Source organism: Gracilibacillus dipsosauri (assembly GCF_003176895.1).
In the GTDB taxonomy this organism is placed as follows: domain Bacteria; phylum Bacillota; class Bacilli; order Bacillales; family Amphibacillaceae; genus Gracilibacillus; species Gracilibacillus dipsosauri.
Map to the genome: position 1 here is coordinate 262,886 of NZ_QGTD01000004.1, position 15,507 is coordinate 278,392.

The following is a 15,507-nucleotide window of genomic DNA, read 5'->3' on the forward strand; positions in this document are numbered from 1 at the left end:
AATCCCATTAATTTAATAGATATAATGTACTATTTTTTATTTAATTTTTATTCAAATTTTCAATTTATATTTAGATTCGCACTAATTATACATTGCATTAGGTATTGCAACAGAAGGCTTTTGAACTAAAACTTTACTATAACTATATGGGTAGATGAATAGAAAAGTAAATTAAATGCTTTTTTTATAGTTTTTTAACTTCTAAAGTATATTGGATATTTTTTTCATAATTCATCTATAACGAAAGAGCATCTTTATGGAATTTAGTTAACTTTGGTATTCGTTTTTCCATATTTCTAAAGAAATTGAAGAAGGGTGAATTATAAGCCCTTTTCCACTATATATTCCGAAGACCCTTATTTTTTTGGCCTGTAAATGGATCAAACTCTTCGAATAAAGTTAATTGATCCGCCATATAGTCTTCTTTGAGCTGATTTCTAATGTATTCTTGTATTTGCTTCCTGTTTCTGCCCACTGTATCTACATAGAAACCTCTGCACCAAAATTTCCGATTTCCATATTTATATTTTAAATTGGCATGACGATCAAATATCATGAGACTACTTTTTCCTTTTAAATAGCCCATAAATTGGGAAACACTTAGCTTTGGCGGGATACTTACTAACATGTGTATGTGGTCTCGGCATGCATTGGCTTCGTGTATGGTAACCCCTTTCCGTTCACATAAGTCTCGGATGATTTGACCGATGCTCCTTTTATATTTTCCATAAATGATTTGTCTTCTATACTTTGGAGCGAATACAATATGGTACTTACAATTCCATGTGGTATGTGCTAAACTATTCTTGTCCTTCATTGGACACGCCTCCTTCTTTGGTGAGATTTTGTGGTCGGGAAACCAATTCAATCTTACCATGAAGTGAGGCATTTTTTATCCCTCGCTTAAAGCTTTCTGGAACCCCTGGCATAGCCAGGGGTTTTCATAGCCATTAATAAATAACCCGTAGCTGGTACTACGGGTTACAGATAAGCGATTCCCCCAGAGGGATCGGCTATTGTAATTTGGGATAGACCTCTCCTAGCTACTTGTTGGGTAAATAGGGAGGTCTATTTTCTATTGATCAGAGAAACGATCAATGCAAGTAATGCAATCAAGAACGTAGCGAAAGTATTTAAGAGGAAGAAAGGGTTTATCTCGCCACGTCCTGTGGCAACACTTGCATGACCTTCATCCCGAAGGCCCTCATACATACTCATAGAGGGGGTTAGCCGATCATACTCTAAGAACTATATTCTACAAAAACAAATCCAACCTCTCTCGCACACCCTCCAAAACCTCCACAGGTATTTCCCTAACCTTCATATCTCTTCCAAGAAATAGTAACCAGTTGATCATTTCCGTCAGTTCTTCGCTATTCTTCACATCAACAAACATCCTCAAAACAGCTTCCGTCTGATAAGGGTTCGTATAAGAAATGGATGCCTTTAAAGGGTGATATTTTTTAAACTGAACGATCGCTTTTGGTCCAAGCTCCACAACAAGGTTCGCTACCTCTTCCTGCATTTTTAATTTCTCTTGTATCTTTTTCTTCCGTAATCTTTTTTTCTCCGTGTATGGCTTAACATCGATGAGATTGTCCACGGAAAAAATCTGTCTCTTTTCTTCCTCTAAATCAAAGCCTTCTATCAGCCAAATGCTTTTTTCTCGGTAAAGGTGCAAGATATAAATTGGGTAAGAATTCATTAGCTTCTCCTCTTGAACGGTAACCCATAAATAGCTATCTGAAAGAATGCTCTGGATGAGTTGCTCTAACATAGGATGGGGTAAGTCTGACAAATCCAGTAGATCTGGATTATGGGGGTTGGTCCCTTCAAACAGTAAAATTTGATTTAATAGAACGAGGTCATCCTGCTGATTTTCCGAGATGAGACCAAGTAGTTTTTCGGCTAAGGACTGGCGACTTTTTAGGTAAGGGAGCTGTTGATTTCTTGTCGCCATAAAGGCAATAAAAAGGGCTTTGATCTCCGTATCGGTAAAGCGTACAGTTGGTAGGACAGAATTATTCATGACAGAATATCCACCATCCCTTCCAACCTCCGCTACAAGTGGCATACCCATTGCCTCAATTTCCCTAATATCACGAATCGCTGTCGAACGAGAAATATTAAATTCTTGCATGATTTCAGAAATGGTAAAATGTCCACGATTGTTGATATATCGCATAATGACATTAATTCGCTCCACTTTTTTCATCTCGGCCTCCTAAACAGTATCATTTTTTGACATGATTTAAGGTTATTATAAACTCATCAAATGAAATGACAAGACATTTGATAAAATTTAAAGAAGGAAGGTTTTTTATATGGCGAATTATACGTTGGAAGAAAAGAACAGTTTTACGGTTGTAGGTATCGGAACAGAGCTTAAGAGTGACTACACAGATTATTCGGGTATCAATAAGGAGAAGGAAGATTTTTGGGAGACAGCTAAACTAGACGGCAGACTTGATACATTAAAGGCTGTTGCCACCAATGACTACATTTTTGCCGTGAATGAAGCAGTAAATAATAAAATGATGTACTATGCTGGTGTCCTATCGGAACAAACATTGCCGGAAGCAACAAGGATGATCCAATTTCCTGAGGGAGAATATGTAGTGATTAAAGGGGAAGGAAATACGGCAGAAGAATTAAGCCAAACGCTTACTGGGATTGCCTTTGGTGAAGTGTTGCCAGGAGCATCAGATTTTGCTTATGTTGGTGGCCCAAATGCCACGGTTGAGATGGAGAAGAAAAATGGCATCGTTTATGGCGAAATGTGGATTCCTGTTGTGAGGAAATAAGATGACAAAGGTGGATAAAAAAATGAGCTATATCGTTGATTTTAAAAATGTATCAACAGTTGGATTAGAATCCTCCCCTGTAGCAGAAGCGCTTGCTGGTTTACGCGCAAATGAAGCTCGTTACTTCATGAACAAATATAAACATGAATTTACGGTGGAGAAAGCCAGCGAGACTCAGGATACGCTGGATTATGTCAATCGAATTTTGAAGGAGGAACGAGATATCGAGTTTGTGGCTAAGCCTTTAGAAACATCTCGTTTCCAAGTAGAGAATATCAAAATGACTTACGTCTTTTATGAGGATGGTCTTGCAGTCAACGTTATGTACACAGTTGATAACGCTAAGAAGCGAGCAGTTGGGTTTAAGCTCTCTGAAGGGATGGAGATTCCCGAGGAGTTAGAAGGGAAATTCAAGTTTGCGAGGCAAAAGTCTAAGCTGGCTGGAACGATACGCGGGTCGTTCTTTGTCATTAAAGGGGAATATTAGAGGAGGATAAAAGGGGTAATTGCATCATGGCATCTACAAAAATAATAGGTTGTACACACAGCACTTTTCTATGATTAGAGGTGCTGTTACTTTTTTGGTCCAGTCCATAGCCAATGATGACATAATATCAGTAAAAATTGTTTGAAATTGATGGGTTAATAAATACCAATATACATTCTACATAATATGATGTTTGCATATAATTATGTGATATATCAAAATCAATTGATGTTGCACCTTTATATTAGGTGTTGGCATCTATCTCTCCCCAAATATATGGTGAATAGATCAGATATAATCACGTCTAAAACCTGCAATCATGTGTCTCCTCCTTTTTATTTTATGGGCCTCCCTTCAACGATAAGTATTTATCGTTAAATTCATTGTAAATAAAAACTTCAATTAAAATGTATTAAGTAAATATAACTATTATTGATTAGATGTAAGGAAAAAATCCTATAAATGTATTTATTTATACATGTAACTGCAGACATGTTAGAATTAGAAATTGAAGATATTAAATCCCAAAATATAGGAGTTTGCTAATAATGAAAAAGATTCTTATTACGTTAATAATTATGAGTATTTGTTTATTATCAGCTTGTAGACAAGAAGATATATCTTCAGAAAAGAATAATAAGGAAGATGAAACAGAAGAAAATTCAAATGCTATTCAATCAAATGTATTATTACCAGGTGAGGCTTACAAAGATAAAGATAAAATAGTGACGATGCATACAGCTTACTCCGAGATGATAGGTAGCTCAGATGATCCTGATAACAATTTCTCCATCTCAGCTATTATTACTGTTGAAAATGTAAGCAGTGAAACACCGTTGAACGTTACTACCCTATCTTATAGGCTAAATGAAGAAGATAATACTTATCAAGGAGAGATTTTATCTGACAAAAATCCTTCAGATACTAATTTAGCACCAAGTGATAAAATAACGTTAAATATCACTTTTAAAGTGCCCTTAATACAAGATAAATACATGTTTGAAGTAGATAGCTTTGACTCACCTAGTGTTACACCATGGTTAATTAATGATTTGGATAAATTCAACTAAGTGGCTTTTTTATAATTTAGATAAATATTAACACCCTTTTATTATGGTTCAAATGAGTACAAATCCACCCGAAATGGGTTGTACCGTATTACAAACGGTCGAAGAAGTAACAGGGCGTCCAGCAAGAACATTTGCTGAGTGGGTATCTGAGCATAAAAGCTACTTTATGAAATAGTGTCTAATGGAGTTGGAGGCTAATCATTTTCTGATTAGCCTCCAAGTTATATACAAGATTTAAGGTGCCTGCTCGGCTAACGTACCCTATATTAGAGGACGATTCTTTTTACTTATTCACCATTTTATTGTAGGTATTAACTGTCAACACATAATAACCTAGGTAGATCATAACAAAGGCGATCATGGCTGTGAGGATGGGAACAATAATACTAGCACCTATCAGATCTGAGATAAAGTTGGTAGTAAAATTTAAGATAATACTACCGTGCAAGATCCCTAGTAATAAAGGCAACCCGAACACAAAAAATGTCTGCTTGCGGATGGAATTTCGAATATCTTTTTTACTGACGCCAAGCTTGCGCAGAATCTCATAATTATCCTTGGCTTCATTGGCTTCAGTCAGTTGTTTAAAATAAATGATACTCCCCGTAGCCGCTAAGAACACAAGACCTAGGAATCCCAAGATGAAAAGCATTAATGCGTTCCCTTCTTTTCCTTCTTTATAGTCCATGTAAAAGGATGATGATACTTGAAAATCTTGCCCAACTATTTCTTCAAATTTTTTAGATGTAGCTTCTGTCGTTTTTTCATCTTCCACTTCGTAAGAGTTGTAGATTAAAGCTTCCTTTTGCTTAACAACTTCAGCAAATGTGTCGTTGCTAACCACGACATAGAAATCTGGATAATTAAATGGTAAAACACTGCCTACTATCATATTAGTAATTTCCAAGGTTCGTTTACCCTGTGGCAAATTTAATGCTATTTCTTTATTCAGAAAGGTTTCCTCCGTATATTCAGTTAATCTTGGTCGGATTACTGCTGCTTGATTTCCTGATAAGGTGACCATTTGATCTCTATCCAAGGCTTTCGAAACTTCATTAAAAGTAGAGGCAGAGAGAACTTTCACCGGATTCCATTCATAATCTAATGGAAACAAAAGCTCTCCCGTTACTTCTATAATAGGAACTTCCAGCTCTGCTTTGACCGGATGCTCGTTATCATTTACTATAATATTTTTTACTTTCGCATCAAACTCCTGTCCTTTGGATAAGTGTACATAGCTGAACGGCACCATTTCTTCCGCATTTTTTTCATTACTGTAGTAACCACTATAAGTGACACCGAAGAAGCTGATGGTTGCCGCACTCAATAATGCGATGACCGTAAATGTACGAGCATTTCCTCTAATACGATGTAGCAACTGGGATGTCTCAATTAACCTTGTTCCTTTGTATAAATGTGACTTATTTCGTTTAGATAATTTTAATAAAAATACTGTCACAGAGCGGAAAAATAAATGGGTTCCAATAATTAGCGCAACTAGTGCAACTCCGTAATTTTTCATTAAATATTCAATGGTAAGCTCATCAGGGAATTGCCTTAATATGAGCAAGTAGCTACCTACAAGCAAAATTACCGCCATTATAGTGGAAACAAGAGAGGACTTCGGTTCCTGTTCTCCTTGCTTCTCTGCATGGAATAGTTCAATTAATTTAAAACGAAAAATCAAACGATAACCTTGAAAGGACGTAAATAAGATGATTACCATAAATACAATAGCCGTTTGCATAATTGCTTGAATGGATATACCGAAGTCTATTTCAGCAGCCGACCCCATTAGATTAACCAATATCATAGAAAACAGGTTGGATAATAATGTTCCGAGCAAAATCCCAATTACTAATGCGATGAAACCCATTATTAAATTTTCATAGAAGAGCATTTTCCCAATCGTCTTCTTAGGTAGTCCAAGCATGGAATACAATCCAACTTCTTTTTTCCTTTGTCTTGTGAAAAAGGAATTCGAATACAAAATAAAGACAGCTACAAAGAGAATGAGTACGACAGATGATACCATAAACATAAAGCTCATCGTATCTGACAGCTCAATGCTGTCTTGGATTTTCTCACTATACTGTAACGAAACAAACGTATAATAAATCACAATGCTGAAAACAAGCGAAATAAAATAAACAAGGTAATTACCATAATTCCCTTTCATATTTTTACCCGCTAAACTAAATAATGTCATTTGCTCCACCTCCGAGCGCAGACAATACATCCAGTAATTTGTCGAAATATTCTTTGCGGGATTTCTTTCCTTTTACTAGTTCTGTGAAAAGCTGCCCATCTTTAATAAATAGGACACGACCACAATAACTCGCTGCGTACGCATCATGTGTGACCATTAGAATCGTAGCCTGATCATTTTCAACGAGCTCTTTCAAACTTTCTAAAAGTTCTGTTGTCGACTTGGAGTCTAATGCACCTGTAGGTTCATCTGCCAGTATAAGACTAGGCTTCGTAACAATTGCCCGAGCCGCTGCTGTTCGCTGTTTTTGTCCACCAGATACCTGATAGGGATATTTCTCTAAAATGGAGCTTATCCCGAATCTATTCGCGACTGTGATCACTCTATTCTCTAATTCTATCGGGTTCATTTTTGCTAACGCGAGTGGAAGGACAATATTTTCTTTAATGGTTAAAGTATTTAAAAGGTTATAATCCTGAAAAATAAACCCTAGTTTATCGCGCCTAAAGGAGGATAGCTGCTCCTCATCCATGTTCATCATATTTGTTCCGTCAATGGTAATAACACCAGATGTTGCTTCATCAATGGTTGCCAATATATTTAAGAGCGTAGATTTTCCAGCACCTGAAGGACCCATAATTCCTACAAATTCCCCTTGTTTTACTGTTAAATCAATCTCATCCAATGCGGAAAATACATTTCCCTTTGCTCCATATATCTTCTTCACACGTTTTGCATCTACTATTGTTTTCATTTATTTCTCCTCCTTTTGAGAGTTTCCTTTTTTATCTTAAATTTATTCTACTATAACGATTGGTTATCTAATCTTACAGTTATTCCTGTCAATCTTACAATTTTGTCACTACGATGCAAAAATGGATGAATTCCGTTAGTATTAGATAGAAGGAAGGAAGATTGGGGTGGAGTTCCATGAAAATTATGATCATAGAAGATGAACCAATGATCAGAGATTTACTAGGAGAAACAATTGAAAAATGGGGATTGGAAGTAGTTAAATTAGAAGCATTTGATATGGTATTGCAGGAATTTTTAAAGGAAAAGCCTAATCTTCTATTATTAGATATTAATCTTCCCTCATTTGATGGATTTTACTGGTGTAACCAAATTAGAGAGGTTTCCAAGGTACCTATCATTTTTATTTCATCACGTAACACATCAATGGACATGATTATGGCAATGAATATGGGTGGCGATGACTTTATTCAAAAACCGTTTGATATGGATGTATTAATGGCCAAAGTGAATGCTCTCCTACGCAGATCCTATTCGTATACGGATACACAATCACACGTACTTGAGCATAATGGGATAGTCTTGGATTTAAGGAGCTGGGATGTGTATTGTGCAGATGAAAAGGCAGAACTAACGAAAACAGAGTTCATAATTTTAAAGCTCCTAATCCAAAACAAAGGGAACATCGTCCATCGAAAAAAGATCATGCGGACACTTTGGAAGGATGAAAGCTTTGTAGATGACAATACCTTAACCGTAAACGTTAATCGATTACGCAAAAAATTAGCTGCATTTGGTAAAGAGAATTATATTACCACCAAAAAAGGCGAGGGGTATGTCATCCAATGAGTTTTTTAGAATATATAAAAGATAAACGTTATTTTCTACTATTTTACATGATCATCATGTTCTTCATATCGCTGATCATGTTTGTCGGTTTTCATCAAGTAAATCCATTTAACAAAATTGTATATACCAACATTGTCTGCTTAGTTATTGCATGCCTGTACATTACCATTGGATATTTCTATAGAAGGAAGTTTTACCAGGAAATCAAGGACTTGATTGAAAGTAGCCAGGAAGAGACGATCGCCATGATGCCAGAAGCCCAGAATAACGAGCAGAAGCTAATCTTAAACTTATTAAAAAATAAACATAAGCAGCATGCTAGCCAATTAGAAACATTATATGATCAAAAACGCGATCAACAGGAGTTTATTATGTCTTGGATTCATGAGGTGAAGATCCCGATAGCAGCAAGCCGTCTATTAATGGAAAACAGTGAAAATAAGACAACAGATTTTCTAATCGATAAATTAGAGGATGAACTCCATAAAATTGATGATTACGTTGAACAAGCCCTTTACTACTCTCGGATTGATTCATTTTCTAAGGACTATTTTATATCTGAGGTGAATACCAATCAACTTATCAAAAAAAGTGTAAAAAAATACGCCAAGCTATTTATTAATAAAGGGATTCATTTGGAAATGGATGACACAGAACAGCTTGTCCAAAGTGATAAAAAGTGGTTTGTGTTCATTATTGATCAACTGTTGGCAAATGCTTTAAAGTATACCGATGAGGGTGGCACGATTACTGTTCTATTCGAAGAAGACAGCAAGGAAAAACGACTTGTTATTCAAGATAACGGAATTGGTATTGCGCCTGAAGATATCGATCGTGTATTTGAAAAAGGATTTACCGGAGTTACTGGAAGAAATGATGCTAAATCCACTGGAATGGGCTTATATCTTGCTAAACAATTGGCGAATAAATTAGGCCACAAAATTTCAGTTGAATCAGAAATGCAGGAATACACGAGACTTACGATTCATTTTCCTAAAATCCGAAATTACTATCAGTTTTAATGATTGACAAAGCTATATGTTTATAAAGAAATCGCGGGAATCATCGCTTAGATGCCTCCCACGATTTTTATTTAAAGTCACCGAAATTCTCCCCAAGATAAAATATGGTGACTAAAAACTTTAACCAATTTAAGCTCCTTACCCTGTATGACATTCATCTTTTAAATAGTTATCAAAAACCGTTTATTCACAGGAGAAAGGACATTCACCCGACACTCTTGAATGTTCTCACTACTGTTCATGCTACCTAAAGACTTTTGCCAATGCTCATATGCTCCCAGCGAAATGGACATGCGATCATTGCCCTCACGGATATTTAGCTGACCATCCTTCCAGAGGTAGTTATTCTTATCAATTTCACTAACACCATCCGAACGAATCATTGCCTCCTGATTAAAAATAAAGACAACCTGTATAAAAACATCCTCTAACGGATCAGTTTGTAAAGCTATCGTCCAATTATTTTCTTCCTTCAAGATATCTACACTTATTTGGAGGAATTGTGTATGGGTCGGTGGCCTTAATTGATGAGGAAGTAAGTACCATGTGCTTCTTTCCCCTTCCTGATTCGTGTACGAGCTTGGCAGTGGTCCTGTATAGCCCTTCTCTAAAGTAGTGGATAACCGGTAACCACCTTCTATCCTATGAATAGCATCAAATTCAACCACACCTGGCGAAAAGCTTGTATAGATTTGTGTTCCTAATAATTTTGCCTTTCCATTATACAAAGAAAAAATCGATGGATTCATTCCCATAATAGTTGCACTTCTATTTTGCTTTCGATATCTTACGGTTTGGGCACCGAATGATGGATGTATACTACTATGGACTATTTTCGAATGGTGACCCACCTCATCCATTTTATCCAGGCTTTCCTTCACCGGATAATTCTCATTAATGAAAATCTCGTACTCCTTTGGTAGCTCTGCTTTCTCCACCTTCTCCTCTTGCAAAAAAGGAAACGACAAATACCCGAGCATGAGATGGTTATTGACAGGTCCTACTTCACTCAATCGATCTAATGCTAATTCAGCCATCGCCATATATTGCGGGTTATCATCCTTGTATGCCATTAAATGATAGATTAAATGATATGGGGTTAGATCATATCGGTTCCCTAAATCCTGTCTGCCAGAGTAATCTGTTACAACCTCTCCATCTGGATGCACAAGAAACTTCATCATATCAAGGTTTTCTCTAATATATTGGAATAATGCTGGTTTGCCCAACAATGATGCCGTGTGATATAGACATATATTACTGACAGAATTGTAGATTCCGTTACTGCGCTCTGTCCATTCCCCGTCTTTCGTTATATCCATGCCTTCCTGTAGCCATTGCTCCGCCCTTTCCTTTAAGGCGGGGTCCTCGAAAATGGTGTAAAGATGGGAAAGCGCAGAGGTTAACACCCATCGATGGTTAGGCGTATGACAACCACCTGTTAACATTGCTGGGATCGTTCTTTTAAGAAATAAGTTTACTTTTTCAGCCAATCTAGAACCATCTTTTTGTAGTAACCAATATATTTGGGCAAAACCTGTTATGATAAATGCCGTATCTGGTGGGGAATGGTAATTTGTCCAGCCTGGTGATATCGTCCCATCCTCGTGCTGCTGGGTTAACATATAATCTAATGCCAATTCCATTCTCTCTGCTAGTTCATGGGAATGATAGTATTCAGCATCTGCATTCACATAGGAGCATACCCAACTTCCTATTACACTACACGTACCCGTATGACTAGGACTTGGAATCCCAGTAGCTTGATTCGTAATTCCGCCAAAGTATTTACTATTTTTATCCATCACTTGATGTTCTAATTGACTTTCCGTTATGTCATCATTTTTCTCGACTATTTGGTGATACCATTTCATTACCTTACCTCCCGCAGATATCCCTATTCTATCCTTTGAGTCCGGATGTAGCGCCTGTATCCATGATATAACGCTGGAATACAATAAAAATGAGAATCATTGGAACAAGTGAGATGATAGAGGATGAAAGCAGTAGCACCCAATCAATATTATCTGCTCCAATTAAGCTACGTAATGCGATTTGTACCGTATATTTATTAGGGTCACTTAGTACAATGAGTGGCCAAATATAATCATTCCATCGCCATTGAAACGAGAATATCGCTAATGTGATCACGACAGGCTTTGCGATTGGTAGCATTAATCCGAAAAAGATTCTACCCTCATTCGCTCCATCAATCCTTGCTGATTCGATTAAATCATTTGGTACTGTCATGAAGTACTGCCGAAACATGAATATACCTGTCGCCGTATTGATCGAAGGAATAATTAACCCAGATAAGCTATCATATAGACCGAGATCTAGGATAACAGAGAAGGTAGGAGTCATGATAACCTCTGTTGGTAGCATCGTTGTCGCGAGCATACAGATCAAAAAGACATTTAACCACTTATAATGGTATTTCGCTAAGGCATATCCACACGTTGCACTTGCAATGACCGTTAATACAGTGGTAATAATCGCTACGACTAAGGTGTTCCAAAAATATTTAATAAACTCCATCGTAGACCATGAATATACAAAACCATCAACGGTTGGATTTTCCGGAATAATAGATAGAGGATACGAAAACAATTCACTTCCTGGTTTTAGGGAACTTAATAGTAGCCAAAGAATAGGGAAAAGGTACATTAAAGCAACGATAAACAGTGCCGTAGTCAACATGACGGTAGAAAATCTATCGGTTAATTTACTATTCATCTACCCTTCCCCCTTTCGCAAATTTAAATTGGATTAATGAGAAAACTAACAGGATCACAAATAACACCATCGATGCGGCACTTGCATATCCTACCCTCATTTGGTCAAAGCCTGTTTCATAGATATATTGCACAATAAACGTCGTGTCCGTTCCTGGTCCGCCATTTGTTAAGGATTGAACCATCGGGAACTCCTTCATCAAATTAAAGACAGCTAATAAAATGACTAAGAAAGAGGTTGATCGAATGGAAGGAAGCGTAATATGCCAGAATTTTTGCCATCCTGAACCCCCATCCACATCTGCCGCTTCATATAACGATTGAGGGATACTAATAATCGCCCCTATAAATATCAGCATATTAAAAGCGGTACCTCCCCATGCCGTTGCAAATAAAACAACGATGAAGGCAAAATTACCATTGGATGACCACGGAACCGGGTCTCCGCCAATCAATTGAATGATAAAATTAACAAAACCAAAGCTCTCCCCAAACATCCATCTCCAAAGCACCCCTACGACAATCGGAGAAACTAACCATGGAAAGAAGAAAATAATCTTAGCGACATTTTTACCCTTCGTATGCTTGCTTGTAAGCATCACCGATACAAATAAGGAGGTGACATAGACTAACGGAACACCTAATGCCGTGTAGATAAATGTTCTTGATAAAGCCTTATAAAAGCTAGAATCTTGAAATAGATTGATATAATTATCCAACCCGATAAATGTGGCTACATTCCCGTTGTATTCGGTTAAAGAATAATAGACGCCTAAAATAGCTGGCCATGCAAAAAAGATTAAAAACAACACGAGGTTTGCAGCGATAAATAAAAACGCCCATTTTTTATTCGTATCCTTCATGGAGTTCGCCCCCCTTTCGTACTTGTGAAGGAATAACGACCATCTACAATGGTCGCTATTCCTTCGATCACTCTACATAAGCATCTGTCATTTGGTTTTTTACATTTTCTATCGCCTCATCTAGGCTCTGTTCACCATTTAATGTGGTAATCATTTCTTCTGCTAGAACACTACCTAGGCTTCTTTGTGATACCAATTGTTTTTTCACTAATTCATTCCGTTGCTGACTTGCAATCGGATCAGATGCCGCAATCTCTTTTTGATAGATTTCATAGGCTTCTGGAGCTAATTCATAATCCACTTCTGCATCCTCTGTTACAGGTAAGTAACCACCATATGTCGCTAACTGTTCATAGTTTTCCTTTTGATATAACCAATCAATAAATTCTTTTGCTTGCTCTTCTTGACCAGATCCTTCAAACCCAACTAAATAGTTACCACCTAGGTTGGTAGCCCTTACATCTTCGTACGGCATATAAACGGATTCCCATTCAAAATCTTTAATATTCGATGCAAAGTCCGTGATTTGCCAAGAGCCTGACATATATGCGGCTACTCGACCACTCTTGAACATGGACGACGCATCTTCGCCTGCTGTCCAAACCGCTTTCGGCATGATCGTATTATCATTCCAATCGATAAATCTTTTTAGTGCATCCTTTGTTTCATCATTTGTGGTATATTCATCACCCTCTTGATAAAACCCTTTACTTCCATGCTGGTATAAAAAGGCATTTAATCGATGCTCGGAATTATCCATTACCATGCCATATTGGGCATCGGTGGCTTCCACGACGGAATGAATTGCATCAATAAATTCTTCCCATGTCCAAATCTCTTCTTCTGTTGTTGGATAAGCTACTCCCGCTTCTTCAAACAATGACTTATTAATAAACATCCCAACAGCAGTAAGATCTAATGGTGGTGCGACTAATTGATCGTCAACCGAAATTCCCATATCGACCATGACATTATTTTTCTCTGCAATCTCTGTTAAATCCATGAGCTTTCCTTGCCAGGCAGGGTTAAATCCTGTCACACGAGCAAGTGCTGGAGGTTCTTCTGCACGCATCATATTCGTAATCTTCGTGACCATATCATCATAAGGAACATCTACTACTTCAATTTCTACTCCTGTTTCTTCTGTATACTTCTCGGACATTTTTGTTAAGGCAGAGCCTTCTACCGTATCGCCTGAAACATAAAATTGCATTTTGTCACTTGATTCTGACCCACCATCACCACTAGATCCTGACTCTGAACAGGCTGCCAAAAAAGTCGTTAGGAATACGATGACCAATAAAAATGCTCTCTTCACACATAACCTCTCCTTTTTAAAAATCGTTTAATTGTAAGGGCTTTCCTTATCGTGTAAAAAAATAGTACTTTTCCCTAATAACCTTGTTTTAGTTAAGCGCTTTCTTAAATTGTATTGTAACAACTATGATAGAATAATACAAGAGTTTTTTTATTTTTTTCCTTAAAAGCTTGCTAATATTGGGTTTCTAATCTATCATCTATGCTATAACAGAAAAAAGAACAATGCCATTCACATTGTTCTTCTAACTTATCTAGCATATTAAGTTAAGCGTTTAATCTAAATTTATCCATTTTTATGCGGTTTCCCTGTAGTATCTCTTGCAATTAATGTTGGCTTAAACAAAATCCGCTCTGCGTTCTTTTCGCCATGTTGAATATGATCGACAATCACATCCACCACCTTTTTTCCCATCTCCTTGATCGGCTGGGCAACAGTTGTTAGGGAAGGAACAGTTGTCGTTGCAAGAATTGTATTATCGAAACCAACAATGGAAAGATCCTCTGGTATGTTCAAGCCATGCTCTCTAGCCCCTTGAATGACACCAATCGCTATTAAATCATTACAAGCAAACACAGCCGTAGGACGCTTTTTTTTCTGAAAAATTTCCTGGAAGCATTGCTTGCCATTCTCCATCGAGGCGACTGTTTCCATTACGAGCTCTTCTTTATAGGAAAAGCCATAAGTCTCATAGGCCTCTCTAAACCCGTACAACCTCATTTTACTGCTTAGCCTTGGTTCGGTAATAATGACAATATTCTCATGACCTAATGACAGTAAATGAGAGGTAGCTTCATAGCCACCAGTGAAATCATCGACAGATATCGAGGTAACTCCTAATGTACCTGAATTTTGCGTTAACATCACCATTGGAATTCCTGCACTCTTGATACCCTCTAATAGCTTTTTTTCACGAAAGGAGGAGGCGATGATAAATCCGTCTACCTGTTTTCTTCGTAGCAATTCTAAATATTTTTTTTCTTTTTCTTCATCCTCATCCGTACTGCACATGATCACACTCATACCTTGTTCATGTGCACTGTCTTCTATGGTCCTCGCCATTTCCGAGAAGAAAGGGTTTGATATATCTGGTACTAATAAACCGAGTGTTTGTGTCTTCTTTCCCGTTAAAGCAGAAGCCATCACACTCGGATAATAATTCAGTTCCTCCATTACCCTCATGACCTTTTGCCTTGTGGATTCTCGCATATTACCCGTATTATTAATTACCTTCGATACTGTTGCGATAGAAACGCCTGCTTTTTCGGCCACATCATAAATGGTAACCTTCAATCATCTCACCAACTTCTATTAACCTATGACTTAAATAAAATTACAATATTATCTTATCATATTTGATCGACAAAATAATATTGTAATTATAGTTCAAACTATTT

At 37.2% G+C, this 15,507-nt stretch carries 15 protein-coding genes; 6 read left to right on the forward strand and 9 right to left on the reverse strand.

Annotated elements, in window-relative coordinates; all coding sequences use genetic code 11:
• Positions 1 to 337: 337 nt before the first annotated feature.
• A complete protein-coding gene (gene tnpA / locus DLJ74_RS03035) occupies positions 338 to 817 on the reverse strand; it encodes an IS200/IS605 family transposase (protein WP_109983297.1) in 480 nt (159 codons plus the stop codon).
• A 438-nt stretch (positions 818 to 1,255) separates the two neighbouring features.
• Positions 1,256 to 2,215, reverse strand: coding sequence for a helix-turn-helix transcriptional regulator (locus tag DLJ74_RS03040; RefSeq protein ID WP_109983298.1), 960 nt, complete (start codon positions 2,213 to 2,215; stop codon positions 1,256 to 1,258).
• A gap of 109 nt (positions 2,216 to 2,324) precedes the next feature.
• Here DLJ74_RS03040 and DLJ74_RS03045 point away from each other — a divergent pair, with 109 nt between their 5' ends.
• The 4 genes from DLJ74_RS03045 to DLJ74_RS03060 all read left to right on the forward strand — a co-directional run bounded on the left by DLJ74_RS03045 (position 2,325) and on the right by DLJ74_RS03060 (position 4,536).
• Entirely contained in the window at positions 2,325 to 2,804 is a 480-nt protein-coding gene (locus tag DLJ74_RS03045; protein ID WP_054859980.1) for a GyrI-like domain-containing protein, read from the forward strand.
• Positions 2,805 to 2,826: 22 nt separating this feature from the next.
• The gene (locus DLJ74_RS03050; protein WP_109983299.1) at positions 2,827 to 3,291 is read left to right on the forward strand and encodes a phage tail protein; all 465 of its coding nucleotides are present in this window, start codon (positions 2,827 to 2,829) and stop codon (positions 3,289 to 3,291) included.
• 548 nt (positions 3,292 to 3,839) lie between these two features.
• Complete coding sequence (locus tag DLJ74_RS03055; protein WP_109983300.1) at positions 3,840 to 4,361, forward strand: DUF4352 domain-containing protein; 522 nt, start codon at positions 3,840 to 3,842, stop codon at positions 4,359 to 4,361.
• Between the two features lie 52 nt (positions 4,362 to 4,413).
• Positions 4,414 to 4,536, forward strand: a complete 123-nt coding sequence (locus tag DLJ74_RS03060; protein WP_342767708.1) for a hypothetical protein — start codon at positions 4,414 to 4,416, stop codon at positions 4,534 to 4,536.
• 108 nt (positions 4,537 to 4,644) lie between these two features.
• Here the strand turns inward: DLJ74_RS03060 and DLJ74_RS03065 are convergent, their stop codons facing one another.
• A complete protein-coding gene (locus tag DLJ74_RS03065; protein WP_109983301.1) occupies positions 4,645 to 6,570 on the reverse strand; it encodes an ABC transporter permease in 1,926 nt (641 codons plus the stop codon).
• Positions 6,557 to 7,324: an ABC transporter ATP-binding protein gene (locus DLJ74_RS03070; protein ID WP_109983302.1), complete on the reverse strand. Its 768-nt coding sequence runs from the start codon at positions 7,322 to 7,324 to the stop codon at positions 6,557 to 6,559. Before DLJ74_RS03070 ends, DLJ74_RS03065 begins: the two co-directional genes overlap by 14 nt.
• Positions 7,325 to 7,500: 176 nt before the next feature.
• Between DLJ74_RS03070 and DLJ74_RS03075 the strand changes: the two genes are divergently transcribed.
• Together DLJ74_RS03075 and DLJ74_RS03080 are read left to right on the forward strand one after the other, a co-directional pair.
• Positions 7,501 to 8,172 carry a response regulator transcription factor gene (locus tag DLJ74_RS03075; protein ID WP_109983303.1) on the forward strand — a complete coding sequence of 224 codons (672 nt, stop codon included), beginning with the start codon at positions 7,501 to 7,503 and terminating at the stop codon, positions 8,170 to 8,172.
• Positions 8,169 to 9,194 (forward strand): sensor histidine kinase, encoded by a 1,026-nt coding sequence (locus DLJ74_RS03080; protein WP_109983304.1) that lies wholly within the window; start codon positions 8,169 to 8,171, stop codon positions 9,192 to 9,194. Before DLJ74_RS03075 ends, DLJ74_RS03080 begins: the two co-directional genes overlap by 4 nt.
• Positions 9,195 to 9,355: 161 nt before the next feature.
• Here the strand turns inward: DLJ74_RS03080 and DLJ74_RS03085 are convergent, their stop codons facing one another.
• The 5 genes from DLJ74_RS03085 to DLJ74_RS03105 all read right to left on the reverse strand — a co-directional run bounded on the left by DLJ74_RS03085 (position 9,356) and on the right by DLJ74_RS03105 (position 15,403).
• Positions 9,356 to 11,068 carry a hypothetical protein gene (locus DLJ74_RS03085; protein WP_109983305.1) on the reverse strand — a complete coding sequence of 571 codons (1,713 nt, stop codon included), beginning with the start codon at positions 11,066 to 11,068 and terminating at the stop codon, positions 9,356 to 9,358.
• A gap of 28 nt (positions 11,069 to 11,096) precedes the next feature.
• Positions 11,097 to 11,930, reverse strand: coding sequence for a carbohydrate ABC transporter permease (locus DLJ74_RS03090; RefSeq protein ID WP_054788779.1), 834 nt, complete (start codon positions 11,928 to 11,930; stop codon positions 11,097 to 11,099).
• Entirely contained in the window at positions 11,923 to 12,792 is an 870-nt protein-coding gene (locus DLJ74_RS03095; protein ID WP_109983306.1) for a carbohydrate ABC transporter permease, read from the reverse strand. The genes DLJ74_RS03090 and DLJ74_RS03095 overlap by 8 nt, the downstream gene beginning before the upstream one ends.
• 67 nt (positions 12,793 to 12,859) lie before the next feature.
• Positions 12,860 to 14,110 (reverse strand): ABC transporter substrate-binding protein, encoded by a 1,251-nt coding sequence (locus tag DLJ74_RS03100; RefSeq protein WP_109983307.1) that lies wholly within the window; start codon positions 14,108 to 14,110, stop codon positions 12,860 to 12,862.
• 285 nt (positions 14,111 to 14,395) lie between these two features.
• Positions 14,396 to 15,403, reverse strand: a complete 1,008-nt coding sequence (locus tag DLJ74_RS03105; protein ID WP_054861327.1) for a LacI family DNA-binding transcriptional regulator — start codon at positions 15,401 to 15,403, stop codon at positions 14,396 to 14,398.
• Between the last annotated feature and the right edge of the window lie 104 nt (positions 15,404 to 15,507).